The organism is Streptomyces sp. DSM 116793 (assembly GCF_057320905.1).
The window spans coordinates 4,475,779-4,502,039 of record NZ_CM170494.1 but is presented as its reverse complement, the minus strand read 5'-3'; the positions used below and the strand labels follow the sequence as shown (position 1 = coordinate 4,502,039).

21 protein-coding genes are annotated in these 26,261 nt (G+C 70.2%); 11 read left to right on the top strand and 10 right to left on the bottom strand.

Annotation, left to right across the window (positions count from 1 at the left end; genetic code table 11):
- Window positions 1-148: 148 nt before the first annotated feature.
- Window positions 149-1,651: a CCA tRNA nucleotidyltransferase gene (locus ACSMXW_RS17435; protein ID WP_485807584.1), complete on the top strand. Its 1,503-nt coding sequence runs from the start codon at window positions 149-151 to the stop codon at window positions 1,649-1,651.
- Window positions 1,652-1,871: 220 nt separating this feature from the next.
- Here ACSMXW_RS17435 and ACSMXW_RS17430 read toward each other — a convergent pair whose 3' ends face one another.
- The 4 genes from ACSMXW_RS17430 to ACSMXW_RS17415 all read right to left on the bottom strand — a co-directional run bounded on the left by ACSMXW_RS17430 (window position 1,872) and on the right by ACSMXW_RS17415 (window position 5,766).
- Window positions 1,872-2,411 (bottom strand): LppU/SCO3897 family protein, encoded by a 540-nt coding sequence (locus ACSMXW_RS17430; protein ID WP_485807582.1) that lies wholly within the window; start codon window positions 2,409-2,411, stop codon window positions 1,872-1,874.
- Between the two features lie 109 nt (window positions 2,412-2,520).
- Window positions 2,521-3,807 carry an MFS transporter gene (locus tag ACSMXW_RS17425; protein ID WP_485807580.1) on the bottom strand — a complete coding sequence of 429 codons (1,287 nt, stop codon included), beginning with the start codon at window positions 3,805-3,807 and terminating at the stop codon, window positions 2,521-2,523.
- Between the two features lie 128 nt (window positions 3,808-3,935).
- The gene (locus ACSMXW_RS17420; RefSeq protein ID WP_485807578.1) at window positions 3,936-5,018 is read right to left on the bottom strand and encodes an inositol-3-phosphate synthase; all 1,083 of its coding nucleotides are present in this window, start codon (window positions 5,016-5,018) and stop codon (window positions 3,936-3,938) included.
- Window positions 5,019-5,070: 52 nt separating this feature from the next.
- Window positions 5,071-5,766 carry a PadR family transcriptional regulator gene (locus ACSMXW_RS17415; RefSeq protein ID WP_485807576.1) on the bottom strand — a complete coding sequence of 232 codons (696 nt, stop codon included), beginning with the start codon at window positions 5,764-5,766 and terminating at the stop codon, window positions 5,071-5,073.
- A gap of 461 nt (window positions 5,767-6,227) precedes the next feature.
- Here ACSMXW_RS17415 and ACSMXW_RS17410 point away from each other — a divergent pair, with 461 nt between their 5' ends.
- Both ACSMXW_RS17410 and ACSMXW_RS17405 read left to right on the top strand, forming a co-directional pair.
- The gene (locus tag ACSMXW_RS17410) at window positions 6,228-8,987 is read left to right on the top strand and encodes a transglycosylase domain-containing protein (protein ID WP_485807574.1); all 2,760 of its coding nucleotides are present in this window, start codon (window positions 6,228-6,230) and stop codon (window positions 8,985-8,987) included.
- Window positions 8,988-9,163: 176 nt separating this feature from the next.
- The gene (locus tag ACSMXW_RS17405; RefSeq protein ID WP_485807572.1) at window positions 9,164-10,693 is read left to right on the top strand and encodes a glycosyltransferase family 87 protein; all 1,530 of its coding nucleotides are present in this window, start codon (window positions 9,164-9,166) and stop codon (window positions 10,691-10,693) included.
- 130 nt (window positions 10,694-10,823) lie between these two features.
- Here ACSMXW_RS17405 and ACSMXW_RS17400 read toward each other — a convergent pair whose 3' ends face one another.
- The 3 genes from ACSMXW_RS17400 to ACSMXW_RS17390 all read right to left on the bottom strand — a co-directional run bounded on the left by ACSMXW_RS17400 (window position 10,824) and on the right by ACSMXW_RS17390 (window position 13,631).
- Complete coding sequence (locus ACSMXW_RS17400; protein WP_485807571.1) at window positions 10,824-11,858, bottom strand: alanine racemase; 1,035 nt, start codon at window positions 11,856-11,858, stop codon at window positions 10,824-10,826.
- Window positions 11,859-12,015: 157 nt separating this feature from the next.
- The gene (locus tag ACSMXW_RS17395; protein ID WP_485807569.1) at window positions 12,016-13,137 is read right to left on the bottom strand and encodes a lipid II:glycine glycyltransferase FemX; all 1,122 of its coding nucleotides are present in this window, start codon (window positions 13,135-13,137) and stop codon (window positions 12,016-12,018) included.
- Window positions 13,138-13,316: 179 nt separating this feature from the next.
- Window positions 13,317-13,631, bottom strand: coding sequence for a hypothetical protein (locus ACSMXW_RS17390; RefSeq protein ID WP_485807568.1), 315 nt, complete (start codon window positions 13,629-13,631; stop codon window positions 13,317-13,319).
- A 293-nt stretch (window positions 13,632-13,924) separates the two neighbouring features.
- Between ACSMXW_RS17390 and rpsF the strand changes: the two genes are divergently transcribed.
- The 4 genes from rpsF (at window position 13,925) to rplI (ending at window position 15,623) form a co-directional block, all read left to right on the top strand.
- Window positions 13,925-14,215, top strand: coding sequence for a 30S ribosomal protein S6 (rpsF, locus tag ACSMXW_RS17385; RefSeq protein WP_485807566.1), 291 nt, complete (start codon window positions 13,925-13,927; stop codon window positions 14,213-14,215).
- A 76-nt stretch (window positions 14,216-14,291) separates the two neighbouring features.
- A complete protein-coding gene (locus ACSMXW_RS17380; RefSeq protein ID WP_485807565.1) occupies window positions 14,292-14,879 on the top strand; it encodes a single-stranded DNA-binding protein in 588 nt (195 codons plus the stop codon).
- Window positions 14,880-14,921: 42 nt separating this feature from the next.
- Window positions 14,922-15,158, top strand: a complete 237-nt coding sequence (gene rpsR / locus ACSMXW_RS17375; protein ID WP_003949403.1) for a 30S ribosomal protein S18 — start codon at window positions 14,922-14,924, stop codon at window positions 15,156-15,158.
- Between the two features lie 18 nt (window positions 15,159-15,176).
- Complete coding sequence (gene rplI, locus ACSMXW_RS17370) at window positions 15,177-15,623, top strand: 50S ribosomal protein L9 (protein ID WP_485807538.1); 447 nt, start codon at window positions 15,177-15,179, stop codon at window positions 15,621-15,623.
- Window positions 15,624-15,854: 231 nt separating this feature from the next.
- Here rplI and ACSMXW_RS17365 read toward each other — a convergent pair whose 3' ends face one another.
- Window positions 15,855-17,204 carry an MATE family efflux transporter gene (locus ACSMXW_RS17365; RefSeq protein ID WP_485807536.1) on the bottom strand — a complete coding sequence of 450 codons (1,350 nt, stop codon included), beginning with the start codon at window positions 17,202-17,204 and terminating at the stop codon, window positions 15,855-15,857.
- A gap of 352 nt (window positions 17,205-17,556) precedes the next feature.
- On the opposite strand from ACSMXW_RS17365, the gene dnaB reads away from it, so the two are divergent.
- The 4 genes from dnaB to ACSMXW_RS17345 all read left to right on the top strand — a co-directional run bounded on the left by dnaB (window position 17,557) and on the right by ACSMXW_RS17345 (window position 24,626).
- The gene (dnaB, locus tag ACSMXW_RS17360) at window positions 17,557-21,153 is read left to right on the top strand and encodes a replicative DNA helicase (protein ID WP_485807535.1); all 3,597 of its coding nucleotides are present in this window, start codon (window positions 17,557-17,559) and stop codon (window positions 21,151-21,153) included.
- 69 nt (window positions 21,154-21,222) lie between these two features.
- A complete protein-coding gene (locus ACSMXW_RS17355; protein ID WP_485807534.1) occupies window positions 21,223-21,657 on the top strand; it encodes a VOC family protein in 435 nt (144 codons plus the stop codon).
- Window positions 21,658-21,882: 225 nt separating this feature from the next.
- On the top strand, window positions 21,883-22,518 hold the full coding sequence (locus ACSMXW_RS17350; RefSeq protein WP_485807532.1) for a hypothetical protein: 636 nt from the start codon (window positions 21,883-21,885) through the stop codon (window positions 22,516-22,518).
- Window positions 22,519-23,213: 695 nt separating this feature from the next.
- Window positions 23,214-24,626 (top strand): serine hydrolase domain-containing protein, encoded by a 1,413-nt coding sequence (locus tag ACSMXW_RS17345; protein WP_485807530.1) that lies wholly within the window; start codon window positions 23,214-23,216, stop codon window positions 24,624-24,626.
- 197 nt (window positions 24,627-24,823) lie between these two features.
- On the opposite strand, the gene ACSMXW_RS17340 is transcribed toward ACSMXW_RS17345, so the two are convergent.
- Window positions 24,824-25,276 carry a GNAT family N-acetyltransferase gene (locus ACSMXW_RS17340; RefSeq protein WP_485807528.1) on the bottom strand — a complete coding sequence of 151 codons (453 nt, stop codon included), beginning with the start codon at window positions 25,274-25,276 and terminating at the stop codon, window positions 24,824-24,826.
- 116 nt (window positions 25,277-25,392) lie between these two features.
- Entirely contained in the window at window positions 25,393-26,256 is an 864-nt protein-coding gene (locus tag ACSMXW_RS17335) for a GNAT family N-acetyltransferase (protein WP_485807526.1), read from the bottom strand.
- Window positions 26,257-26,261: the final 5 nt, after the last annotated feature.

The window sequence follows — 26,261 nt, the reverse complement described above, 5'->3', positions numbered from 1 at the left end:
TCGCCCGACCGGTCCGGGCAGGGTACCGGGAGCCATGGTCATCACGGGCGCACGAGGGACCGTGGGCGCCCCCCGGCTCCGGGCGGCCGCTCCGGGACGCCCCCTCGGAGGCACGGTGCGTGACCGCGGCCACGTACCCTTTTCTGTTGTGCCGAACGCCAACGAAGACAAGCCCAGCGAAGACAAGTCCACCGCCCTGAACCAGGTGCAGCACCGCGCGGTCAGCGAACTGCTGCGCGTGTCCCCCGTCGCCGACGACCTGGCCCGCCGGTTCCAGGCGGCCGGGTTCTCTCTCTCGCTGGTGGGGGGCTCGGTCCGGGATGCGTTGCTGGGGCGGCTCGGCAATGATCTGGACTTCACGACCGACGCCCGTCCCCATGACGTACTGAAGATCGTCCGGCCCTGGGCCGACGCGGTCTGGGAGGTGGGGATCGCCTTCGGCACCGTGGGCTGCCACAAGAACGGTCACGTCGATGGGACCGATCAGACTTTCCAGATCGAGATCACGACTTTCCGGTCCGAGTCGTATGACCGCACCTCGCGCAAGCCCGAGGTCTCCTACGGCGACTCCATCGAGGAGGACCTCGTCCGCCGTGACTTCACCGTGAACGCCATGGCGGTGTCGCTCCCGGAGAAGAAGTTCATCGATCCGCACGGCGGGCTCGGGGACCTGGCGGAGCGGGTGCTGCGCACCCCGGGGACCCCGCAGGCCTCGTTCTCGGACGACCCGCTGCGGATGATGCGGGCCGCGCGGTTCGCCGCCCAGCTGGACTTCGAGGTCGCCCCGGAGGTCGTCTCGGCCATGACGTCGATGGCCGGGCGGATCGAGATCGTCTCCGCGGAACGGGTCCGAGATGAGCTCAACAAGCTGCTGCTCTCCGCGCATCCCCGCAAGGGACTGACCCTGCTGGTGGAGACAGGTCTTGCCGACCATGTGCTCCCCGAGCTGCCCGCCCTCCGCTTGGAGCGCGATGAGCACCACCGGCACAAGGACGTCTACGAGCACACGCTGATCGTGCTGGAGCAGGCCATGGCCCTGGAGGAGGACGGCCCCGACCTCACCCTCCGGCTGGCCGCCCTGCTGCATGACATCGGCAAGCCGAGGACCCGGCGATTCGAGAAGGACGGACGGGTCTCCTTCCACCACCATGAGGTGGTGGGCGCCAAGATGGCGAAGAAGCGGCTGACCGCGCTGAAGTACTCCAACGAGCTGGTGAAGGACGTCTCGCGCCTGGTCGAGCTCCACCTTCGCTTCCATGGTTACGGCACCGGGGACTGGACGGACTCCGCCGTGCGCCGGTATGTGCGGGACGCCGGGCCCCTGCTCACCCGGCTCCACAAGCTGACCCGCTCGGACTGCACCACCCGGAACCGGCGCAAGGCGGCCGCCCTCTCCCGTGCCTACGACGGGCTGGAGGAGCGCATCGCCCAGCTCCAGCAGCAGGAGGAGCTGGATGCGATCCGGCCCGACCTCGACGGCAACCAGATCATGAAAATCCTCGACATCCCCCCGGGGCCGATCGTGGGCGAGGCCTACTCCTTCCTGCTCGACCTGCGCCTGGAGCATGGGCCGATGGAGCATGACCAGGCGGTGGGGGCGCTGCTGGAGTGGTGGCGGGGCCGGCAGAAGGGTGTTTCGGAGGGGGAATGAGGAAGGGGCAGTGATGTTTCACGTGAAACATCACCCCTTGCCTCCCGAACGCGGACGATCGGTCGGGTTGTGGGCGACGGATCGATGTCATAGACGACGGGCCGATGTTTCACGTGAAACATCGGCCCGTCGTCGTGGTGTGACCTCTTGCGGACTCCCAGCCGCGACCTGGCTGATCCCTACCGGCGGTCCTGGCTGATCGATCCCTGCGTGGAGTCCTCTACTTGTAGTCCTTCAGACAGAGCAGGAAGCTGTCCCCGTCGCCGGTCTCGGTGTAGGCGGACTGGAAGTCCTTGGCCTGGGCCGCGCACTTCTCCTGTGCCTCGGTCTGGCCGAAGGAGCCATTGATCTTCGCGAGCACCTTGTACTGCGCCTTGGCGTCGCCGCAGTCGACGACCTCCAAGTCCGGGTGGGTGGGGTCGGAGCTGCCCTGGTGCATGCAGTCGCCGACGCCGGCGGTCTTCGCGTCGTCCCGGCTGGCGTACCAGCCGCCGATGGCCACCACCACGACGACGGCGAAGCCGACTATCCGCAGGATCGACCTCGGGCTGCGACGCGGACGTGTCGGAGCCATCGGGGCGGGAGCGGGCTGGTTGAAGTAGGGCGAGGGGCCCGGCTGTCCCGGCTGTCCCGGCGTGCCCGGCTGCCCGTGCTGCGGCGGGTAGCCAGGGCCACCCTGCGCGGGAGGCGGCGGCTGCTGCCCGTAGGCGTTCTGGCCCTGGGCGAAGGGATTCTGGCCCTGGGGCGGCGGCGTGGTCATGGGGTCCCCCTTGGATGCGGCGCGTTGGCGCGGATAAGACCCACGTAAGTTACCGGCCCCGAGCACGTGCTCCGCACCCGGTGAAATCTCTGTGGCCCTGATGTGACACTTACCGACCGTCAAACCTGGCCATTGCCCCGGCAATCGCCGCATAGACGACGGTCACGGTGACGATCAGGGTCGTGGACCGGCCGTCCGGCGGCAGGATCAGCGCGGCGACACCCGCGGCGCCGACGAAGGCGACGTTGAAAAGCACGTCGTACACGGAGAAGATCCGTCCGCGGAAGCGGTCCTCGACGGAGGACTGCACCACGGTGTCCGTCGAGATCTTCGCGCCCTGGGTGACCAGCCCCAGGACGAAGGCGGCGACCAGTAGCGGCACCGGGGCGAAGGGCAGCCCGAGCGCGGGCACGAGGACGGCTGCCGCCCCCGAACAGGCGATGATCCACCCGCCGGCGCCCAGCAGCGCCACGGCGGCGGGCGTCAGCACGGCCGCGGCGAAGAAGCCCGCCCCCGAGAGGCTCACCGCCAGCCCCAGCAGGGCAAGCCCGCCGCCCGCCCCCACGGGCCCGCCGTGCCCGGCGGGCCACGCATAGCGGCAGAGCATCAGCACCATCACCGTCAGGGCGCCGTAGCAGAACCGCATCAGCGTCATCGCCAGCAGCGCCCGCGCCGCGGGCCGCCGTCCCGGGGCCGTCAGATGCCGGATGCCGGCCGCGAGGCCACGCGCCGTGCCCACCAGAGCGACGCCGAGTCCGGGGCGCGCGTCCCCGGCACCGGGGCCCAGCAGGGCCCGGCCCATCCGCAGCGCGGCCAGCGCCGAGGTGAGGTAGAGCGCCGCGGCCAGCAGCACCACCGCCGTGGGCTCGCTCTCGTCCGGGCCCGCCAGCCGGACCACGAAGGCCAGCCCGCCGCAGACGGTCGCCGCGAGGGTGCCGGCCGTCGGGGACAGGGAGTTGGCCAGCACCAGCCGCTCGGCGTCGACGACCCGGGGCAGCGCCGCGGAGAGGCCGGCCAGGACAAAGCGGTTCACGGCGGTGATAGAGAGCGCGGAGGCGTAGAAGAGCCAGCCGGGGGCGGTGCCCGCCATCAAGGCGGCGGTGGCCACGGCCAGCAGGGCGCGCAGCAGATTGCCGTACAGAAAGACCTGCCGCCGCTGCCAGCGGTCCAGCAGGACCCCGGCGAAGGGCCCGACGAGGGAGTACGGCAGCAGCAGGACCGCCATCGCGGAGGCGATGGCGCCGGCCGAGGACTCCTTCTCCGGGGAGAAGACGACATAGGTCGCCAGGGCGACCTGGTACACGCCGTCGGCGCCCTGGGAGAGCAGTCGTACCGCGAGGAGCCGCCGGAAGCCCGGGAAGCGCAGCAGCACGCGCAGGTCACGGACGACAGCCATGGCCCCAGCCTCACATATGGCCCCCAGCGGCAGAGGCCCCGGGCATGCGCCCGGGGCCTCTTGACCGCTCACGGCAGGACAACCCGGTCAACCGGGCTGTGACTCCCTGATCCGTGCCAGGAGCGGAGTCAGCGCTCGACCTCGCCCCTGATGAACTTCTCCACGTTCTCGCGGGCCTCGTCGTCGAAGTACTGCACCGGCGGGGACTTCATGAAGTAGGAGGAGGCGGAGAGGACGGGGCCGCCGATGCCGCGGTCCTTGGCGATCTTCGCGGCGCGCAGGGCGTCGATGATGACACCCGCGGAGTTCGGGGAGTCCCAGACCTCCAGCTTGTACTCCAGGTTCAGCGGGACATCGCCGAAGGCGCGGCCCTCCAGGCGGACATAGGCCCACTTACGGTCGTCGAGCCAGGCCACGTAGTCGGACGGGCCGATGTGGACATTGTCGGCGCCCAGCTCGCGGTCGCGGATCTGGGAGGTGACGGACTGGGTCTTGGAGATCTTCTTGGACTCCAGCCGCTCACGCTCCAGCATGTTCTTGAAGTCCATGTTGCCGCCGACGTTGAGCTGCATCGTGCGGTCCAGGATGACGCCGCGGTCCTCGAAGAGCTTGGCCAGGACGCGGTGCGTGATGGTGGCACCGACCTGGGACTTGATGTCGTCACCGACGATCGGGACGCCGGCCTCGGTGAACTTGTCCGCCCACTCCTTGGTACCGGCGATGAAGACCGGCAGGGCGTTCACGAAGGCGACCTTGGCGTCGATGGCGCACTGGGCGTAGTACTTCGCGGCGTCCTCGGAACCGACCGGGAGGTAGCAGACGAGGACGTCGACCTGCTTGTCCCTGAGGACCTGGACCACATCGACCGGAGCCTCGGGGGACTCCTCGATGGTCTCGCGGTAGTACTTGCCGAGGCCGTCGAGCGTGTGGCCGCGCAGCACGGACACCCCCGTGCGCGGCACATCGGCGATCTTGATGGTGTTGTTCTCGCTGGCTCCGATCGCGTCGGCCAGGTCGAGACCGACCTTCTTGGCGTCGATGTCGAAAGCCGCGACGAACTCGATGTCACTGATGTGGTAGTCGCCGAACTGGACGTGCATCAGGCCCGGGACCTTGGTCTTCGGATCTGCGTCCTTGTAGTACTCGACTCCCTGCACCAGCGATGCGGCGCAGTTGCCCACGCCCACGATGGCTACACGAACCGAACCCATTCCGCTTGCTCCCTGTGATCTCTGCGGATAAGGCCTGCTGGCGTGCAGGTCCTTACTTGGCGGTGTCGTCGGACGGATCCGGCCGGGTCTCCCCGGACCGGGGCAGGCCGCCCGACGTCCCCGATGTGTCCTGCTGAGCGGCGTCCCCCGAGGCGGTCGGGGCGGCGTCGGCATGCTGCCGCTGGTCCCGGCCCGCTCTCTCGCTCTCGATGAGCTCATTCAGCCAGCGCACCTCGCGCTCCACGGACTCCATCCCGTGCCGCTGCAACTCCAGCGTGTAGCTGTCGAGGCGCTCCCTGGTACGGGCCAGAGAGGCGCGCATCTTCTCCAGGCGCTCCTCCAGCCGGCTACGACGCCCCTCCAGTACACGCATGCGCACATCCCGTGACGTCTGTCCGAAGAAGGCGAAACGGGCGGCGAAGTGCTCGTCCTCATAAGCGTCGGGGCCGGTCTGCGACAGCAGCTCCTCGAAGTGCTCCTTGCCCTCGGCGGTCAGCCGGTAGACGATCTTGGCCCGGCGGCCCGCGAGAGGAGCGGCGAGGGCGTCCTGCGCCGTACTGCCCGGTTCCTCGATCAACCAGCCCTGGCTGACCAGAGTCTTCAGGCAGGGGTAGAGCGACCCGTAACTGAAGGCGCGGAACACCCCCAGTGACGTATTGAGCCGTTTGCGCAGCTCGTAGCCGTGCATCGGGGACTCACGGAGCAGGCCGAGGATGGCGAACTCGAGGATGCCCGAGCGCCGGCTCATCGTCGCCTCCTTCTGCACGGTCTGGCTGTACCCGCCGTCCGGTCTGTCTCCGCGACCGGTCCGCGCGGACGCTCCGCACGGTGGGCGGACGGTCCGGGCGGTGGCGGGATCCAGTGCTGCGATCCGCGCTTATCTCGTGCTGATGTATCGGCTCGATACATCTCGACGATAGAACGGCCTGCCGGATGCGACAAGTGGGGAAGCGGTGAACGGCATCACATCAGGGATTCGTAGGAAAGAGTTGCCTGATTTTGGGCGGCCTTCCGTCTTACGCCGGTTTTGACGGTGCGTAGTCTGTGCGCCATGCAGACCACCGGGAACCGAGTGACGCTCCCCTTTCGTCGTTCTCCCTGGTGCAGTGCGGGTGAGCGCCAGCCAGGCCGCATCCGTATGTCGGGGGAAGCCGGAAAACCGTTGTCGTGCCCAGGCGGACCAGCGCCTGTCCGAGGAGTAGTCCTTCGATGAGCGAGCACCGTCGCAAATCGCCGCAGCCAGGAGGTGGCGGACGGGCCGCGGCCCGCCGTGGTGCGTCCGGCGCCTCACCAGGTCGCCGGGCCGCGCCCCGTGGCTCCGGCGCCCCTTCCGACGCATACGACTCCTATGGCTCCCATGCTTCGGGCGCCGGCGAAGAGCGGCCCTATGAGGGCCGAGCCGCCGCCCGGCGCGCCGCACAGCGTGGCGGCCGGCGCAGAGCCGCCGACGGCGCGGGCCGCGGCGGTCACGGCGGCCGAGGCCGCCGGGGCGGCGGCCCGGGCGGCCCGAACGGCCCCGGACGCGGCAAGGGCCGGGGCCCGGCGCCCAGGAAGCGATTCATCGACTACCCGCGCGCCGGCAAGTACGGCTGGGCCCGCTGGGTGCCCTCCTGGCGCCTGGTGACCGGCATGTTCGTCACCTTCTTCGGCGGCATCCTGGCGGTCGCGGGCCTCGCGTACGCGATGGTGACCGTGCCGAACGAGGCCGCGTCCGCGAAGGCCCAGAACAACGTCTACTACTGGGCGGACGGCACGCAGATGGTCGCCACGGGCGGCGGGGGCGCCAACCGTCAGATCCTCAAATACGAGGACATCCCGGAGGCGATGCGCTGGGCCGTCATCTCCGCCGAGAACAAGACGTTCTGGACGGACAGGGGCGTCGACCCCATGGGTATCGCCCGAGCCATCGTCAACATGGCCAAGGGCGGTGAGACCCAGGGTGGCTCCACCATCACCCAGCAGTATGTGAAGAACGCCCGGCTCGACGACCAGGAGCAGACCTTCAGCCGTAAGTTCAAGGAACTCTTCATCTCGATCAAGGTGGGCGCCAGCGTGCGCAAGACCGACATCTTGGCGGGGTACCTGAATACGGCGTACTACGGGCGCAGCGCCTACGGCATCCAGGCCGCCGCCCATGCCTATTTCAACAAGGACGCCAAGAACCTCGACCCCAGCGAGTGCGCCTTCCTCGCGGCGGTCCTCAAGGGCGCCACGTACTACGACCCGGCCGGCAACACGAACTACGACCCGGCCGCCACGGCGGCGGCGAACAAGGCGCGCGCCGAGCAGCGGTGGAGCTGGATCCTCGATCAGGAGGTCAGGTATCACCACATGAGCGCCCAGGAGCGGGCCAAGTACACCGCGTTCCCCCACGTGCAGGACCCGCACTCCAACGGCCAGCTCAGCGGACAGATCGGTTACCTGGTCGACCTGGCCAACGGGTACGTCGTCAACACCGCCCACATCCCGCAGTCGAACCTCGAGCGCGGCGGCTACCAGATCTATACGACCTTCGACAAGAAGAAGGTCAATGAGCTGCAGCAGTCCGTGGACAAGGTCCGGAAGGCGAAGATCAAGCCCAAGGAACGCCCGAAGACGGACACACACGTGCAGTTCGGCGGCGCCTCGGTCGACCCCAGTACGGGGGCCATCGAGGCGATCTACGGCGGTGAGGACGCCACCAAGCACTTCACCGACAACGCCGACCAGACGGGTGCTCAGGTCGGTTCGACCTTCAAGCCCTTCGTCCTGGCCGCCGCCATGAGAGACGGCGTACGGGATCCCCATGGGCCCCCGGAACAAGGCGAGGACGAACGGACCATCGTCTCGCCGAAGAGCATGTTCAACGGCATGAACAAGCTCAAGATCAAGAACTACGACCACACGGTCTGGACGGACAAGGAAGGCAAGGAGTGGCTCCAGACCAACGACGGCAATGAGTCGTACGGAACGAAGCCGGACTACCTCATCAGCCTCCGTGAGGCCATGCAGTTCTCCGTGAACTCGCCGTATGTGCAGCTCGGCATGGACGTGGGACTGGACAAGGTCAAGCAGGCGGCACTCGACGCAGGCGTCCTCGACGGCAGTCTCGCCAGCTCCAACTACCCCTCGTTCTCGATCGGTACCTCCGACCCCAGTGCCATCCGCATGGCCGGTGCCTATGGGACGTTCGCGGCCCACGGCCAGCAGCGCGACCCGTACTCGGTCAAGCAGGTCAAGCACGAGGGCGACATCGCCTACCAGCACAAGGACAAGGTCGAGCAGCCCTTCACCCCGCAGGTCGCCGACAACATCACCGATGTGCTGAAGACGGTCGTCGACAAGGGCACCGGTACCGCCGCCCAACTGCAGGGCCGCGATGTCGCGGGCAAGACGGGTACCACGGACGGCAACAAGTCCGCCTGGTTCGTCGGCTACACCCCGCAGTTGTCCACGGCGATCTCCATGTACCGCCTCGACGACAACGAGAAGAACAAGCAGCGTCAGTTCCTGGAGATGTTCGGCACGGGTGGCGAGGAGAAGATCCACGGTGCCTCGTTCCCGGCGCAGATCTGGCACGACTACATGACGCAGGCGCTCCAGGGGAAGAAGCCGATTCCCTTCACCAAGCCCCAGCCGATCGGTGAGGTCGTGGGGGCGACCCCTTCGCCGTCGACGTCGCCGTCCGACAGCGCGAGCCCGAGCGACTCGCCCACGCCCTCGCCGTCCGACTCCGGTCCGAGCGACAGCCCGTCCCCGTCGGACTCCCAGACCTGTGGTGCCTGGTACCCCTGTAACGGTGGCACGACCAATGGCGGTACCAACGACGGAGGTACCACCGACGGCGGCGCCCTCGGTGGGGGTACCGACGCCGGAACCACCGATGGCGGCACCGATCCCGGTGGCGGCACCAACGGGAACGGCAACGGCGGCAACGGCGGTAACGGTGGCAACGACGACGGGGAACTCTTCGGAGGGCCATCGGGCTGAGCCGTTGATCGCCGGGCCGGTCCGGTGACCGCCGTCACCGCTCGGTGTTTCACGTGAAACGGTGGCTGCATGAGGCCGTGTGAGGCCTCCGAGGGCCGTAGAGGGCCGTCCCCCCGGGGGGACGGCCCTCTACCCGTTCCCGGTCTTCTTAGGCTTCCTCAGGCACGTACGGCAGGATGGGCGGCATGCCCAGTGCAGAGATGATGCCCACGAGCGCCCACGAGCCCGGGACCGTGCGGCCCACCAGGGAGGACGAGGTCGCCGCGGCCGGCAGTGAGCTGATCGGCGGCCCGCTGGGACGCCGGGCGCTCCAGGGGTTCTCCTGGTGGACTCCGGTGCGGGTCATCGCGCTCGTCATGCTCGGAATGTTCGCGCTGGGCATGGTGCAGAAGTTCCCGTGCTACGACGGTGCCTGGTTCTTCGGGGCCAGCTCCCAGTACACCCATGCCTGCTACTCCGACATCCCCCACCTCTACCAGGGCCGGGGTTTCGCCGACGGTCTCGTGCCGTATTTCGACCGGCTGCCGGGGGACATGGACTACCTGGAGTATCCGGTCCTGACCGGTGTGTTCATGGAGGTGGCCTCCTGGCTCACTCCGGGCAGCGGCACCCTGCAGCACCGGGAGCAGGTGTACTGGCTGGTCAACGCCGGGATGCTGATGATCTGCGCGGCCTTTGTCGCCGTCTGTGTCACCCGCACCCACCGGCGTCGTCCCTGGGACGGCCTGCTGGTCGCCCTGGCGCCCGCCCTGGCGCTGACCGCCACCATCAACTGGGACCTGCTGGCCGTGGCCCTCACGGCCGGGGCGATGCTGATGTGGGCGCGTGGGCGGGCCCTCGCGTTCGGTGTGCTGCTGGGCCTGGCGACCGCCGCCAAGCTCTACCCCGCGCTGCTGCTGGGCCCGCTTCTCCTGCTGTGCTGGCGCGCCGGCGCCTGGCGGCAGTTCCGGGCCGCGTTCACGGGCGCGGTCGCCTCCTGGCTGGTGGTGAACCTGCCGGTGATGCTGCTGGCTCCGGAGGGCTGGGCGAAGTTCTACACGTTCAGCCAGGAGCGGGGGGTGGACTTCGGGTCCTTCTGGCTGATCCTCTCCCAGCGGATGAGCAGCCCGCTGGCCACCGGCACGGTGAACACCCTGGCCATGGTCCTGATGGTGGCGGCCTGCGCGGGCATCGCCGCCCTGGTCTTCACCGCACCCCGCCGGCCGCGCTTCGCCCAGCTGGCCTTCCTGGTGGTGGCCGCGTTCGTGCTCACCAACAAGGTCTACTCGCCGCAGTACGTGCTGTGGCTGATCCCCCTGGCCGCCCTGGCCCGGCCGCGCTGGCGCGACTTCCTGATCTGGCAGGCCTGTGAGACGGCGTACTTCCTGGGGATCTGGATGTACCTCGCCTACACGACCAGCGGGGACAAGCACCGCGGCCTGCCGACCGACGGATACCACCTGGTCATCGCCCTGCACCTGCTGGGCACGCTCTACCTGTGCGCGGTGGTGGTGCGTGATGTGCTGCTGCCGGAACGGGACCCGGTGCGGCGCTCCGGTGACGACGATCCCTCGGGCGGTGTGCTGGACGGCGCCAGGGACGTCTTCGTCCTCGGCCAGGCGGCTCATCCACCCCGGCACGCGGCCCACGCGGCGGGGGCTCAGGCGGTGCGCTGGGGCGCGCAGGATCCCGGGGCCGGGGCCTCGGGGGACCACCGGTGGGAGTGAGCGGGCCCGGCGGGTCCTGTGCGCGTGCGCGGGGAAGCCGCGGCCGGCGGTGAGCCTCGTCTGGCGGTGAGGCCTCGTCGGCGGGGAAGCCTGGGCTGGCGGTGGGCCTAGCCTCGCGGTGAAGCCTCGGCTAGCGGTCGACCAGCCGGTCGAACTGCGTCGTGGTGTGCCGCAGGTGGGCCACCAGCTCATCGCCCACCTTGGGCTCGGGGGAGCCGTCGGCCGGCACGAAGAGGATGGACACCTGCATGTGCGGCGGCTCGGCGAACCAGCGCTGCTTGCCCGCCCAGACGAACGGGGAGAGGTTCCGGTTGACCGTCGCCAGGCCGGCGCGGGCGACGCCCTTGGCGCGCGGCATCACGCCGTGCAGGGCCTTGGGAGCCTCCAGGCCCACCCCGTGCGACGTACCGCCCGCGACGACCACCAGGAAGCCGTCGGAGGCGGCCTTCTGCTGCCGGTAGCCGAAGCGGTCGCCCTTGACGACCCGGGTGACGTCGAGGACGGCACCGCGGTACTCGGTCGCCTCGTGGTCCCCCAGCCAGAGCCGGGTGCCGATCCGGGCGCGGAAGCGGGTCTGCGGGAACTGCTGCTGGAGGCGGGCCAGCTCCGTCGCCTTCAGATGGCTGACGAACATGGTGTGCAGCGGCAGCCGGGCGGTCCGCAGCCGGTCCATCCAGCCGATGACCTCCTCGACGGCGTCCGAGCCGTCGGTGCGGTCCAGGGGCAGGTGGATGGCGAAGCCCTCCAACCGCACGTCCTCGATGGCCGCGTGCAGCAGGGGCAGGTCGCGCTCGCTCACACCGTGCCGCTTCATGGACGACATGACCTCGATGACGACACGGGCGCCGACGAGTCCGTGCACCCCGTCGACGGACGAGACGGACCGGATGACCCGGTCGGGCAGCGGCACCGGCTCCTCGCCACGCCGGAACGGCGTCAGGACCAGCAGGTCACCGCTGAACCAGTCCTTGATCCTGGCGGCCTCGTACGTGGTACCGACGGCGAGGACGTCCGAGCCGAAGCGCGTCGCCTCCTCCGCGAGACGTTCGTGACCGAAGCCGTAGCCGTTTCCCTTGCAGACCGGGACGAGCCCCGGGAACTGCTCCAGCACATGTTTGTGATGTGCACGCCAGCGCGCGGTGTCGACGTACAGCGTGAGCGCCATGGCCGGTCCCGGAACCTTTCTCGTGTCTGCGGTGTATGAGGTGTATGTCATGTATGGACGGAGATTCTGCCGGATACGCCGGTGAAGCCGGTGTGACCCTCGTCTGCCTCGGCCGTGGCCACCGCCCAGGTTCGCTCTCGCGCCGGCCCGGCCGCGCTCAGCGGCGCGACATGTATATGTCGAGCGCCTTGTGCAGCAGCTTGTTGAGTGGGAAGTCCCATTCGCCGAGGTACTCGGCAGCCTGCCCACCGGTGCCGACCTTGAACTGGATCAGGCCGAAGAGATGGTCCGACTCGTCGAGCGAGTCGCTGATCCCCCTGAGGTCGTACACGGTGGCGCCGAGCGCATAGGCGTCCCGCAGCATCCGCCACTGCATGGCGTTCGACGGCCGTACCTCGCGCCCGATGTTGTCCGAGGCCCCGTACGAGTACCAGACGTGCCCGCCCACGACCAGCATGGTCGCCGCGGAGAGGTTCACCCCGTTGTGCCGCGCGAAGTACAGCCGCATGCGGTTGGGGTCCTCGGTGTTCAGGGCCTGCCACATCCGCTGGAAGTAGCCGAGCGGTCGGGGCCGGAAGCGGTCGCGCTCGGCCGTGATCTCGTAGAGCCGCTGCCACTCGGGAAGGTCGTCGTATCCGCCCTGCACGACCTCGACGCCGGCCTTCTCGGCCTTCTTGATGTTCCGCCGCCACAGCTGGTTGAAGTTCTTGTGGACCTCTTCCAGGGAGCGGTTGGCCAGCGGCACCTGGAAGACGTAGCGGGGCTGCACATCGCCGAAGCCCGCGCCACCGTCCTCGCCCTGCTGCCAGCCCATGCGGCGCAGCCGGTCGGCGACCTCGAAGGCGCGCGGCTCTATGACGTCCGCCTCGATGTCCCGCAGCCGCTTCACATCCGGGCTCTGGATGCCCTTCTTGATCGAGGCGGCGTCCCAGCGCCTGATCACCACCGGCGGACCCATCTTCACCGAGAAGGCGCCCTGCTGCTTGAGGTGCGCGAGCATCGGCCGCAGCCACTCGTCGAGGTTCGGCGCATACCAGTTGATCACCGGGCCCTCGGGCAGGTAGGCGAGGTACCGCTTGATCTTCGGCAGCTGCCGGTACAGCACCAGACCGACACCGACCAGCTCGCCCGTTCTGTCCTCGAACCAGCCCAGGTTCTCGGAGCGCCACTCCGACTTGACGTCTGCCCACGCCGGGACCTGCATGTGACTGGCCGCGGGCAGGTTCTGGATGTACGCCAGATGCTGCTCACGACTGATGGTCCTCAAGGTCAGGCTCATTCGGGACGCTCCTCGGGCTGGTGTGTCCCCATGGGTCAGGGGCTCCGGCTCTCGCGCCGAAGCCTACTGCGCCCCGTGAGCGCCTTGTCCGGGCATGCGGAAGCTCGTCCGCGGGCATGCGGAACCTCCGCCCCGGCGGGAGATCCGGACGGGGCGGAGGGCACCTCCCGGTGCGCCGTTCAGCCGATGAGGCCGCCGAAGAGGCCGCCGTGCGCCATGCCGATGAAGAATCCGATCGCGGCAGCCCCGAGCCCGATGACCAGAAGGAAGCGGGCCCGGGTGGTCTCCGAGATGAACTGTCCGTAGCCGCCCGTGAGCACCCCGATCAGGCCCGTCCAGGAGCTGAGCAGGTGGAGGTCGCTGTCGATCGTGGTGAGGGCCGCGATCGCCCCCAGGATCAGCGTCACCACCAGCAGGGAATCCTGGAGGGGGTGGGGCTTGCCGTCGCCGGAGAACAGGACGGACACGGCGTTTGATCGCATTGCATGTGCCATGGAGGGCACCTCCTGCAAGAGGCCGCGCATCGTAGTGCCGGACACACCCGTTGCTTACAGACTGCAAGCCGTGGGTGCCGGATTTCAACCGGAAGCGGGTGTGCGGGTAGTCTGTACCGTCTGCATCGGTGTCTGCCCAGGCCGAGGCCCGGGTACTCCCCCACGGGACAGCCAGTCGGCATGGCGCTGTCAGTGGCGGCTGATGTACTCGTCGGACACCGGTGAACAACGCATCACGACCCTCCTGCCACGGAACGACCGTGGCCGCTGAGTCCAAAGGAGGTGGGTTCCACATGCGTCATTACGAGGTGATGGTCATCCTCGACCCCGATCTCGAGGAGCGCGCTGTCTCCCCGCTGATCGAGAGCTTCCTGTCCGTGGTCCGCGAGGGCAACGGCAAGGTCGAGAAGGTCGACACCTGGGGCCGTCGTCGTCTCTCGTACGAGATCAAGAAGAAGCCCGAGGGCATCTACTCGGTCATCGACCTGCAGGCAGAGCCCGCGGTCGTCAAGGAGCTCGACCGCCAGATGAACCTGAACGAGTCGGTCCTCCGGACCAAGGTCCTCCGCCCCGAGACGCACTGAGCCGTCCGGCTCAGCGGCGTACCGGTCACGAGTAGCAGCACAAGCAGCCAGCAGCAAACCCGCCGAGAGGTTCCCCATGGCAGGCGAGACCGTCATCACGGTCGTCGGCAATCTTGTCGACGACCCCGAGCTGCGCTTCACCCCTTCCGGCGCGGCGGTCGCGAAGTTCCGTGTCGCGTCCACCCCGCGTACCTTCGACCGTCAGACCAATGAGTGGCGGGACGGCGAGAGCCTCTTCCTGACCTGCTCCGTCTGGCGCCAGGCCGCGGAGAACGTCGCCGAGTCGCTGCAGAGAGGCATGCGCGTCATCGTGCAGGGCCGACTGAAGCAGCGGTCGTACGAGGACCGCGAGGGCATCAAGCGCACGGTCTACGAGCTCGACGTCGACGAGGTCGGGGCGAGCCTGCGCAATGCCACGGCCAAGGTCACCAAGACCACCGGCCGCGGCGGCCAGGGCGGCTTCGGCGGCGGTGGCGGTGGCGGCCAGCAGGGCGGCGGCTGGGGCGGCGGCCCCGGCGGCGGTCAGCAGGGGGGCGGCGGCGGGGCGCCCGCCGACGATCCCTGGGCGACCGGCGCACCGGCCGGCGGTGGCCAGGGCGGCGGCGGTGGCGGCTGGGGCGGCGGCTCCAGCGGCGGCGGCTACTCGGACGAGCCCCCCTTCTGAGGGGCCGTACCCCACACTTCTTGATCACACAGGAGAAACACCATGGCGAAGCCGCCTGTGCGCAAGCCGAAGAAAAAGGTCTGCGCATTCTGCAAGGACAAGGTCACGTACGTGGACTACAAGGACACGAACATGCTGCGGAAGTTCATCTCCGACCGCGGCAAGATCCGTGCCCGTCGTGTGACCGGCAACTGCACGCAGCACCAGCGTGACGTCGCCACGGCCGTCAAGAACAGCCGTGAGATGGCGCTGCTGCCGTACACGTCCACCGCGCGCTGAGGAAAGGGTGACCTACTGATGAAGATCATCCTGACCCATGAGGTCTCCGGCCTCGGTGCCGCGGGCGATGTCGTCGAGGTGAAGGACGGCTACGCCCGTAACTACCTGATCCCGCGGAAGTTCGCGATCCGCTGGACCAAGGGTGGCGAGAAGGACGTCGAGCAGATCCGTCGTGCTCGGAAGATCCACGAGATCGCGACCATCGAGCAGGCCAATGAGATCAAGGCTCAGCTCGAGGCCGTCAAGGTCCGCCTGGCCGTGCGGTCCGGCGACGCCGGACGCCTCTTCGGTTCCGTCACCCCGGCCGACGTCGCCTCGGCGATCAAGGCCGCCGGCGGGCCCGAGGTCGACAAGCGCCGGGTGGAGCTGGGCGCGCCCATCAAGACGCTGGGCGCCCACGCGACGTCCGTGCGTCTGCACCCCGAGGTGGCCGCCCAGGTCACCGTCGAGGTTGTCGCCGCCTGAGCGAGCGCGGTACGACAGCACGTCAGGGGCCGCACCTTCGGGTGCGGCCCCTTTGCTGTGCCGTTCCCGTTGCCGTTCCCGTTCCCGTTGCCCCCTGCCTCTTGCCACGCTGTGCCGTTCCCGTCGTTCGACCCCCCCGGGGTTTCCGGGGAAGGACGGTGTTTCACGTGAAACAACCGAAACCGGCGGAAGCCGGCGGGGCTGCCACCGAGGACGGGTCGGCGGTGAGCGTCAGCGTGTGGCGCCGGTGATGATCCAGCGGCCGGAGCGGGAGCGGAGCCAGAGCGTCAGCATCCGCACCACCATCATCAGCGTCATGGCCCCCCAGAGGGCGGTGAGTCCACCGCCGAGCACGGGCACCAGCAGCGCCGCCGGTGTGAAGACGGCCAGCGTGATCAGCATCGCCCAGGCCAGATAGGGGCCGTCCCCGGCGCCCATCAGGACACCGTCCAGGACGAAGACGATTCCGCAGATCGGCTGCGAGACGGCGATCACCAGCAGGGCGGGCAGGGCGGCGTCCTTGACGGTGGCGTCCGAAGTGAAGAGTGGCAGAAACAGCGGCCGTGCCGCCACCACCAGCAGGCCCAGCACCACACCGGTGGCGATCCCCCACTGCACCATCCGGCGGCAGGCCTCACGGGCCCCCTGGGCGTCCTCCGCGCCCAGATAGCGGCCGATGATCGCCTGGCCGGCTATGGCTATGGCGTCGAGCGCGAAGGCCAGCAGGCTCCAGAGCGACTGGACGATCTGATGGGCTGCGATATCGGCGTCTCCCAGCCGGGCGGCGACCCCGGTGGCGATCATCAGGATCGCCCGGAGTGAGAGCGTACGGACCAGCAGGGGCGCACCCGCACCGGCGCTGGCGCGGATCCCGGCGGCGTCGGGCCGGAGCGAGGCGCCGTGCCGGCGGGCACCGCGGACGACGACGGTGAGGTAGACGGCCGCCATGCCGCACTGGGCGATGACGGTGCCCCAGGCGGAGCCGGCGATGCCGAGACCGGCCCCGTAGACCAGGCCCGCGTTGAGAACGCCATTGGCGACGAAGCCCGCGATGGCGACGTACAGCGGGGTGCGGGTGTCCTGGAGGCCGCGCAGGACACCGGTGGCGGCGAGCACCATCAGCATGGCGGGGATGCCGAGGGCCGAGATCCGCAGGTAGGTGGCCGCGAAGGGGGCGGCGGTGGGTGAGGCGCCGAAGAGCGCCACGAGTGCCGGTGCCGTGGGCAGGACGGCGAGGATGATGGCGACGCCGAGGATGAGGGCGAGCCAGATGCCGTCCACGCCCTGCCGGATGGCGGCCTGGAGGTCGCCGGCGCCGACGCGGCGTGCCACGGCGGCCGTGGTGGCGTACGCCAGGAAGACGAAGACGCTGACGGCGGTGGTGAGGAGCGCGGAGGCCACACCGAGTCCGGCGAGCTGGCTGGTGCCGAGGTGGCCCACGATCGCACTGTCGGCCATGACGAAGAGCGGCTCGGCGACGAGCGCGCCGAAGGCGGGGATGGCGAGTGTGAGGATCTCCCGGTCGTGCCGCCGGTGCTTCTTTTGCGGGGCGCGGTCGGCCGCCGCGGGAGCCTGTGTCATAAGCACCAATGTAATCTTCCACAGGTAAGAGACGCAATGCGGTTGTGACCATTACCTCGCCTCGCTTGGGCGGACCCTCGTACAGGGCCCGGGGTGATCTTGAGCCGACCGGGGAAGTTTTTCTTCTGCACAGTCGGTGGATGCTGAATTGCCAGGTCAGGGGTGGTCTCCCGGGAAGCGGGCGGGCTTGTTCACAGTGCTGTCCACCGGCTCGTGCACAGGTTTTGGCGGGTTCTCCACAGCCTGGGGGCCGTTATCCACAGTGCCTGTGGATAACCAGATTGGCTGACGGTGCGGAGCGGCCTACGGTAGTGCGGCGCCCATCCCGTTCTGAGACCGCGGACTCCACTCAGTGACGCGCCCGAACCGGACCTGGGCCTTCTTACTTTGTCAGTGCCGTGCCGTAGGAAAGAGGGGCACGGCTAGGTCCGCCCGGCGGACGCGAGGAGGTGGCCCGGTGAGCCTTTCCGAGCCCTTGGACGATCCGTGGGCCGACAGCGGACCAGGTGACCGTCTGCCCGCCTCCCGCCGCCGTCCCGACGGCGACCGCTCGACCGGCAGCCGCCGCACCCGCGACGACCAGCACGAACGAGGCCGGGAGGGCGACGGCTGGGACGGCGGCGCGTCCTTCGAGCGGGTGCCGCCCCAGGACCCGGAGGCCGAGCAGTCCGTCCTCGGCGGCATGCTCCTCTCCAAGGACGCCATCGCCGACGTCGTCGAGGTGCTCAAGGGCCGCGACTTCTACCGCCCGGCCCACGAGACCGTCTTCCAGGCGATCCTCGACCTCTATGCGAAGGGCGAGCCGGCCGACCCCATCACGGTCGCCGCCGAGCTCACCCGCCGTGGCGAGATCACCCGCGTCGGTGGCGCCGCCTACCTGCACAGTCTGGTGCAGACGGTGCCGACCGCGGCCAACGCCGAGTACTACGCGGAGATCGTCCGTGAGCGCGCGGTCCTGCGCCGCCTGGTCGAGGCCGGCACCCGTATCACCCAGATGGGTTACGCCGCCGACGGCGACGTCGACGAGATCGTCAACAGCGCCCAGGCCGAGATCTACGCCGTCACCGAGCAGCGCACCAGCGAGGACTACCTGCCGCTCGGCGAGATCATGGAGGGGGCGCTCGACGAGATCGAGGCGATCGGGTCCCGCAGCGGTGAGATGACCGGTGTGCCCACCGGCTTCACCGACTTCGACTCCCTGACGAACGGCCTGCACCCGGGCCAGATGATCGTCATCGCGGCGCGGCCCGCCATGGGCAAGGCCCTGGCCCTGGACACGGTCCTCCCCACCCCCACCGGCTGGACGACGATGGGAGAGGTGGAGGTCGGAGACCACCTGATCGCCGCGGACGGGACGCCGACGCGCGTGACCGCCGCCACCGACGTCATGGTCGACCGCCCCTGCTACGAGGTGACCTTCGACGACGGGACCACGGTGGTCGCCGACGCCGACCACCAGTGGCTCACCGAGACCGGAGCCTCCCTGGGCGCCGTCGGCGAGAGCGGTCCGTCCGGCCGGCGGGACCATGCCGCGGTCAGGACGACCAAGGAGATCGCCGCCACGCTGCGCCGCCTGGACGACGACCGCCTGAACCACTCCGTGCGGAACACCGCCCCGCTCGACCTGCCCGGCCGGGAGCTGCCGGTGCCGCCCTACACGCTGGGCGCGTGGCTGGGCGGCGGCCACAGCGCAGCGGCGAGCGTCGCCGCTGCGGAGCCCGAACGCACTCCTGCCGGTGCCGAACGCACTCCTGCCGGTGCCGAACGCACTCCTGCCGGTGCCGAACGCACTCCCGCCGGTGCCGAACGCACTCCTGCCGGTCCCGAACGCACTCCCGCCGACCCCGAGCTGTTCCGGCGCGTCACGGGCGACGGCCGCAACCGCATCCCCCAGGAGTACCTGCGGGCTTCGGCCGCGCAGCGCCGGGCGCTGCTGGCCGGCCTGCTGGACACCGGCGGGACGGTCACCGGCAGTGGGTCGATCCGGTTCACGGCCACTGAGTGGGCCCTGGCCGAGGACTTCCGTGAACTGGTCGTGAGCCTCGGCTACCGCTGCGGCTCACCGACCGAGGACGTGAGCGTGCCCGAGGGCCGCCCGGAGACGACGCCGGCCCCGGCGGGCACCGTTACCCCGGCGGGCACCGTCACCTTCAGCACGACGGACGACGTCTTCCGGCTTCAGAGCAAGAGGCGGACGCACGCGGAGCGCGGGAACTCTGGCGCGCCCCTGTCGGGGCGGCGGTTCATCACCGAGGTGCGGGAGGTCGGCAGCGTTCCCGTCCGCTGCGTCCAGGTGGACCACCCGGACCACATGTACCTGGCCACCGCGTCGATGGTGCCCACGCACAACAGCACGCTGGCGCTGGACTTCGCCCGCGCCGCCTCCATCAAGAACAACCTGCCGAGCGTCATCTTCTCCCTGGAGATGGGCCGGAACGAGATCGCGATGCGGCTGCTGTCCGCCGAGGCGCGGGTGGCGCTGCACCATATGCGCTCGGGCACGATGACGGACGACGACTGGACGCGCCTGGCGCGCCGGATGCCCGAGGTGACGGCGGCTCCGCTGTTCATCGACGACTCGCCGAACCTCTCCATGATGGAGATCCGGGCGAAGTGCCGCCGCCTGAAGCAGCGTCACGACCTGCGGCTGGTCGTCATCGACTATCTGCAGCTCATGCAGTCCGGCGGCTCCCGGCGCCCGGAGAGCCGTCAGCAGGAGGTCTCCGACATGTCGCGGAACCTGAAACTGCTGGCCAAGGAGCTGGAGCTGCCCGTCATCGCCCTCTCCCAGCTCAACCGCGGCCCCGAGCAGCGTACGGACAAGAAGCCCATGGTCTCCGACCTGCGCGAGTCGGGCTGCATGACCGCCGACACGACGCTGCTCCGCGCGGACACGGGCGCGCCGGTCACGTTCGCCGAGCTGATGGCGGACGGCCACCAGGGCGTTCTGGTCTGGTCGCTCGACGAGGACGGGCGGCTGGTGCGGGCACCGGTCACGAACGTCTTCTCGTCCGGTACGAAGCAGGTGTTCCGGCTGCGGCTGGCGTCTGGACGCCAGGTCAAGGCGACGGCGAACCATCCGTTCCGCACCCGAGCGGGCTGGCGGCCGCTGGGGGAGCTGGCCGTCGGCGACATGCTCGCGGTGCCGCGGCGTATTCCGGCCCCGCTGAGCACGGGACTCGACTGGCCCGCGGCCCGCATCGAGGCCCTGGCGGACGAGGTCGGGGGCGCTGCGGGGGGTACGCGGGGGCGCGCGGCGCGGGTTCCGGAGGAGGTGTACGCCGCCGCCGACGCCGAGGTGGCGGTCTTCCTGCGGCGCCTCTGGGCGGGCGGCGACGCGTGCGCGGCCGCTGTGGACGTCGTCTCCCCGGACGCCGGCGCCCGCTCTTCCGGAACGGCCCCGTCCTACGCCGCCTACGCCGCCTACGCCGCCTACGCCGCCTACGCCGCGTCGAGCCGGGAGCTGGCCGACGGCGTGGCGGTCCTGCTGGCCCGGTTCGGGATCGTCGCCCGGATCGAGGAGCGCGAGGACGGCCGCGTGTACGTGGTGGTGGCCGACGAGGACGGGGCGCGGACGTTCCGCCGGGTGATCGACGCCGGCGACACGCGCACCGGCACGTCGCGCCCCGGCACGTCGTCCGACGACCAGGACGACGTGTTCTGGGACCGTGTGGCCGCCATCGAACCGCTCGGTGAGCAGCCGGTCTTCGACGCCACCGTGAAGGGCACGCACAACTTCGTCGCGGACGGCATCCTCGCCCACAACAGCATCGAGCAGGACGCCGACATGGTCATCCTGCTGCACCGCGAGGACGCCTACGAGAAGGAGTCCCCACGCGCCGGCGAGGCCGACCTCATCGTGGCCAAGCACCGCAACGGCCCCACGGCCACGATCACCGTGGCCTTCCAGGGCCACTATTCACGGTTCGTGGACATGGCGGGGACGTAGTGGGCTGGGGCGTGGGTTCTCAGACACCCCGGGGTCTCGGTGCACACCACGCGCCACTAGGGTGTGCCGATGGCGTCGGTCAAGCAGGTCCAGATCACCTTCGACTGCGCGGAACCTGAGCGCGTCGCTCGTTTCTGGTGCGAGGTGTTGGGGTACGTCGTTCCGCCGCCACCGGACGGGTTCGCCACGTGGGACGATTTCGACCGCGCGCTGCCGCCGGAGCGTCAGGGTTCGGCGTTCGCGTGCGTTGATCCCACAGGCGCGGGCCCGCGCCTGTTCTTCCAGCGCGTTCCCGAGGGCAAGGTCGTCAAGAACCGGCTGCATCTCGACGTGCGGGTCGGCACCGGGCTGGTGGGTGAAGAGCGCCTGGCCGCACTTGAGGCCGAGTGCGCACGACTGGTCGCGCTCGGCGCGGTGCGCGTGCGGCTACTGCTTGCCGATGGAGTCAACGAGTCGTGCCTCGTGATGCAGGACATCGAGGGCAACGAGTTCTGTCTCGACTGAGGGGCGCGAACGTGTCCTCGTTCTGACCCGAGGGGCCGAGGCGAAGAGCCGTCCCCGACCTGTCAGGGCGCCAGGCGCAGATCGCCGGATCAGGCGGGGACGGGTGAGCCGCGCCCTCAGGAGGAGTCACGGCCGTCGGCGAAGGTGGTGCTGGGCGGGCGGGACGTGCGGGCGCGGGCCGATATTCGGGTGAATCCGGGTGGGTGACCGCATAGCGTGGTCGCCATGGATGTGACGTTCACCAAGCTGCCCGCGCGCCGGTATGCGATGACGGTGGTCCGTGAGCGTCGGCCCGAGCTGGCGCCGCGTCAGGGGCCCGGCTACGACGACCACATCCCGCATGACGCCGTGCACTTCATGGTGGAAGTGGAGGCGGGGCTCTCCGGTGGGGCGTTCGGCCGGATCGCCGCGGGGCGGAACAACATCTTCTGGCCGCTCGATCCGGCGGAGCGGAGGCGTCAGGCCCGCCGTGAGGCGAAGCGGCCGCCCACGGCCGCGGAGCATGCCGACATGGCACGCTCCGAGCGGCTCGCCTCCGTCTGCCAGTGGCTCTGGCAGTTGCGCGCCGGGCACCGCGACGAGCTGCCGCCCTGCTTCGACCTCGTCGCAGAGCTCGACGGCTCCGGGTCCCCCCTGGTCGAACGCATACTGGCGCGGATGGACGCGTTCGCGGAGCGTTGGCACGCGCTCCCGCCGGATGGCAGCATCACGCTGACCTGGCCCTCCGGCGTACGGCACGCGGCCGGACGGGGCGGTGCACCGGAGTCTGCCGGCCGCCCCCGGTCCCGGACCCCGCGGTCACGCGAGCGCGGCGCGACGGCCGGACGCCGCCGGAGCGCGCGCTCCGGCGTGCGGCGCTGAGGTTCGGGGGAGCCGGTGCCTTCGCGCCGCCGGTAGGTCCGGTGGCGGGCCCGGTGGCGGGATCGTCGGCAGGCCCGGTTGCCAGCCGGGTGGGCATCCACGTGGCGATCGGGAACCCTGAATCGGTCCTCGCCAGGAAGACACCGACCCCGGCAACCTCTCCACCGTCGCCTCCGACGGTCTCGACCGCCCGTTCCTGCTGGTCGGCAAGGACGGCGACGACCTCGGCACGGAGCCGTCCTGGGCCTCGCTGTGGCGGCTCAGCACCGGTTGGCACCGGGGGCTCGCGCTGCGCGGTGCCCAGCACGCCACGTACACGGACGCCGAGGCGCTCGTCCCGCAGATCGCCGCCCGGCTCGGTCTGCCGGGCGGGACCGTCGAGGAGAACATCGGCACGATTCCCCCTGGCCGTGCGATCGCCGCGGACCGCGCCCACCTCGCCGCCTTCTTCGACCGCTGGCTGCGCGGCCGGGACGACCACGACCTGCTCGAAGGCCCTTCGGCCCGCTTCCCGGAAGCACGCTTCTTCCCACGGCCCGCGTAACGTCCACGGGGTGCGCCGCCTGACGGCCGCCCCGGGCGGCCCCAGGGGGCGCCGAGGCGGGTTGCCGGTCCGGTGGGGCGCGGGCCGCCAGGGGAGCCGGCACCAGGAAATCCGCTCGACGCCCGGCCCGTCCCGGCGATGGACTGGCCCCATGACGACACCCACTTCCGCCGAACCCCCGCCCGGCACCGCCGCGCTGCTGCCCGCCACCTCCCGTGCACTGCTCCAGCGGCTCGCCACCGCCCAGCGCGAGGGCCGGACGCCCTCCGTGGTGGCCGCGGTGTTCCGCGAGGGCGAGACCGTCTGGCACGGCGCGCGGTCATGCGTGCCCGGCCATGCGCCCGACGGGCAGGTGCAGTACCGGGTCGGCTCGATCACCAAGACGTTCACGGCCGTCCTGGTGATGCGGCTGCGCGACGAGGGCCTGCTGGACCTCGGTGACCCGCTGGAGAAGCACCTCCCTGGCACGGGGGCGGGGGACGTCACCATCGCCGAACTCCTCGCCCACACCGGCGGCCTGTCCGCCGAAGGGCCGGCGCCCTGGTGGGAACGGAGCCCTAGTTCCCTGCGGCCCACCCTCGGTGACGTCCTCGGAGAGGCACCGTTCCGACATCCGACGGGCCGCAGGCACCACTACTCCAATCCCGGCTACACGCTGCTGGGCGCCCTCGTCGAGAAGCTACGGGGCGCCCCCTGGGAGGAGGCGCTGCGCCGTGAGGTGCTGGAACCGCTGGGCCTGCGCCGCACAAGCCGTGAGCCGAGGCCCCCGCACGCCGGAGGCTGGGCCGTGCATCCCTGGGCGGATGTGATGCTGCCCGAGCCCGTGGAGGATCTGGGCCTGATGGCGCCCGCAGGGCAACTGTGGTCCACGGCCGGCGACCTGGCACTGTTCGGCCTCTTCCTCATGGAGGGCGACGACCGGGTGCTCGGCGCCGAGTCCCTGCGCGAGATGCGGACTCCCTCGGCGCCCGCCGAGACCGCCGATGTGTCGGCCGGGTACGCCTATGGCCTCGGCATGCAGATCCAGGCCCGGGATGGACGGGTCCTCGTGGGGCACTCCGGCTCGCTGCCCGGGTTCCTGGCCGGCCTGATGGTCAGTGTGGAGGAGCGGCTCGGTGCCGTCGTCCTCACCAACTGCACCTCGGGCCCGGCCGCCAGTGCCCTGGCCGGCGACCTGGTGCGGATCGTCGCCGAGGCCGAGCCGCCGATCCCGGAACCCTGGCGGCCGCTCACCGAGGTGGACCCGGCCGTCCTGGAACTCGCAGGGCCCTGGTACTGGGGCACCCAGGCCCATGCCCTGCGGCTGACCGCCGGGGGAGCGCTGGAACTCGGCCCGCTGGGAGCGAGTGGACGGGCGGCCCGGTTCCGGGCCAACGCCGACGGCACCTGGACCGGCCTCAGCGGTTACCACGCCGGGGAGGTCCTCCGTGCAGTGCGCCGGCCCGATGGCTCGGTGAGCCACCTCGACCTGGGGTCGTTCGTCTTCACCCGCCAGCCCTACGACGAGGGCGCCCCGGTGCCGGGCGGGGTGGACCCGGACGGATGGCGGCCGCTCCCGGCGTAGCCGACGCGTTGGCCTTGGCGAGGGCGAGGGCGGTTAGGGCGACGGCGAGGGCACGGCCTCGGCGATAGCGACGGCCTCGGTGGTGACGGGGAGTGGGGGCGGCGGGGAGTGCGGGCGACGGGGGCGGTGGCGGTGAACGCTGGCGGGTGTTTCACGTGAAACACCCGCCAACCACCGCTCCGTCCCCATCGCCCCGGTCACAGCGCCAGCTTGAACCCGAGGTGTGTGGCGGTGAACCCCAACCTCTCGTAGAAGCGGTGGGCGTCGGTACGGGTCATGTCCGAGGTGAGCTGGACCAGGTGGCAGCCCTGGCGCCGTGACTCGTCGACGGCCCAGGTGATCAGGCGGCTGCCCAGGCCGCTGCCGCGCTCCTCCGCGTGGATCCGCACTCCCTCGATGATGGAGCGGGTGGCGCCCCGCCGGGACAGGCCGGGAATGACGGTGAGCTGGAGGGTGCCCACCACGCGGCCCTCCCGCACCGCGACGACCAGGTGCTGGTTCGGGTCGCCGGCCAGCCGCTCGAACGCCGCGGTGTAGGGCGCCAGGTCGTCCGGCGATTCCCGGGTGGCCCCCAGCGGATCATCGGCCAGCATCTCCACGATGGCCGGGATGTCCTCCACGGCGGCCGGTCGTATGTCGAGTTCTCCCATGTTTGCCGAGCATACGTGCCCCGGCTCACCGTAGCCGGGGCACGGGGGCGAGCCCGGGGCGGGTCGGGGCAGTCGCGGTGGGCGGCTCCCTGCGGGGGCGAGCCTCGGGGGCTCGGTCAGCCCGTGGCCACGGTCAGCGGCGCGAAGTTCCGGGTCCAGTCACCGGGGAGGTCCGGGATGCCGAGAGTCATCACGGTGTCGGTGCTGTTCGAGGTGAGGCCCCGCTCCTTGAGCCAGGCCACCAGCTTCTCGTGGCGGCTGTCGACATTGGTTCGCAGGGGCAGGTCCGTGCCGGCGGCCAGAGAGGCGATCAGGGCCTGTGCGGTCCCGAGGTCCCGGGCGACCAGCGGGCCCACGACCTGGGTGGTCACGTTCGGCCAGGCCGCCGCGTATCCGGTGATCTCGCCGTCGGATTCGGCGACCCGGAGCTGGTCGGCGAAGGCGGGCAGGCGGGTGATCATATGGGTGCGGTCGGTGCCGAAGACCGCGTTGTCGAGACGGAGGATGGCGGGCAGGTCCTCGGCCACCGCGGGGCGGGTGCCGAGCGTAGGAGTCCCGTCCGGCACGAAGCGCCCCCTCAGCGTCGGGGCCTGCCCGATGGCCTTGAAGCCCAGCTCCTCGTAGAGCGGACGTCCCTGGGGCGTGGCGTAGAGGGTGAGGGGTGTGCCGCTCGCGGTGTCGACGATATGCCGCATCATCCTGCGCCCGACTCCCTGCCGGGCATGCCGTTCGGCGACCAGCATCATGCCGACCGCGCCGAGGCCGGGGGTGTCCGGGGGACCGTAGGAGGTGAGGACACAGGCGCTGACCAGGCCGCCGCGCGGGTCGTCGATGCCGTAGCCGGTGCCGGCGGTGAGGAGGAGGCCCCACTTGTGCTCTTCACGGGGCCAGCCGCGGTCTTCGGACAGATCCGCGCAGGCCTGAAGATCGCGGAGGGTCAGACGGCGGATGGGGAGTGCGGTGAGGGAAGGTGTCGACACGCAGG

Excerpts from the sequence above, each read along its gene's own strand:
- ACSMXW_RS17430 (WP_485807582.1), bottom strand. The coding sequence starts at position 2,411 with ATGACCACGCCGCCGCCCCAGGGCCAGAATCCCTTCGCCCAGGGCCAG.
- ACSMXW_RS17425 (WP_485807580.1), bottom strand. The coding sequence starts at position 3,807 with ATGGCTGTCGTCCGTGACCTGCGCGTGCTGCTGCGCTTCCCGGGCTTC.
- ACSMXW_RS17420 (WP_485807578.1), bottom strand. The coding sequence starts at position 5,018 with ATGGGTTCGGTTCGTGTAGCCATCGTGGGCGTGGGCAACTGCGCCGCA.
- ACSMXW_RS17415 (WP_485807576.1), bottom strand. The coding sequence starts at position 5,766 with ATGAGCCGGCGCTCGGGCATCCTCGAGTTCGCCATCCTCGGCCTGCTC.
- ACSMXW_RS17410 (WP_485807574.1), top strand. The coding sequence starts at position 6,228 with ATGAGCGAGCACCGTCGCAAATCGCCGCAGCCAGGAGGTGGCGGACGG.
- ACSMXW_RS17405 (WP_485807572.1), top strand. The coding sequence starts at position 9,164 with ATGGGCGGCATGCCCAGTGCAGAGATGATGCCCACGAGCGCCCACGAG.
- ACSMXW_RS17400 (WP_485807571.1), bottom strand. The coding sequence starts at position 11,858 with ATGGCGCTCACGCTGTACGTCGACACCGCGCGCTGGCGTGCACATCAC.
- ACSMXW_RS17395 (WP_485807569.1), bottom strand. The coding sequence starts at position 13,137 with ATGAGCCTGACCTTGAGGACCATCAGTCGTGAGCAGCATCTGGCGTAC.
- ACSMXW_RS17390 (WP_485807568.1), bottom strand. The coding sequence starts at position 13,631 with ATGGCACATGCAATGCGATCAAACGCCGTGTCCGTCCTGTTCTCCGGC.
- rpsF (WP_485807566.1), top strand. The coding sequence starts at position 13,925 with ATGCGTCATTACGAGGTGATGGTCATCCTCGACCCCGATCTCGAGGAG.
- ACSMXW_RS17380 (WP_485807565.1), top strand. The coding sequence starts at position 14,292 with ATGGCAGGCGAGACCGTCATCACGGTCGTCGGCAATCTTGTCGACGAC.
- rpsR (WP_003949403.1), top strand. The coding sequence starts at position 14,922 with ATGGCGAAGCCGCCTGTGCGCAAGCCGAAGAAAAAGGTCTGCGCATTC.
- rplI (WP_485807538.1), top strand. The coding sequence starts at position 15,177 with ATGAAGATCATCCTGACCCATGAGGTCTCCGGCCTCGGTGCCGCGGGC.
- ACSMXW_RS17365 (WP_485807536.1), bottom strand. The coding sequence starts at position 17,204 with ATGACACAGGCTCCCGCGGCGGCCGACCGCGCCCCGCAAAAGAAGCAC.
- ACSMXW_RS17355 (WP_485807534.1), top strand. The coding sequence starts at position 21,223 with ATGGCGTCGGTCAAGCAGGTCCAGATCACCTTCGACTGCGCGGAACCT.
- ACSMXW_RS17350 (WP_485807532.1), top strand. The coding sequence starts at position 21,883 with ATGGATGTGACGTTCACCAAGCTGCCCGCGCGCCGGTATGCGATGACG.
- ACSMXW_RS17345 (WP_485807530.1), top strand. The coding sequence starts at position 23,214 with ATGACGACACCCACTTCCGCCGAACCCCCGCCCGGCACCGCCGCGCTG.
- ACSMXW_RS17340 (WP_485807528.1), bottom strand. The coding sequence starts at position 25,276 with ATGGGAGAACTCGACATACGACCGGCCGCCGTGGAGGACATCCCGGCC.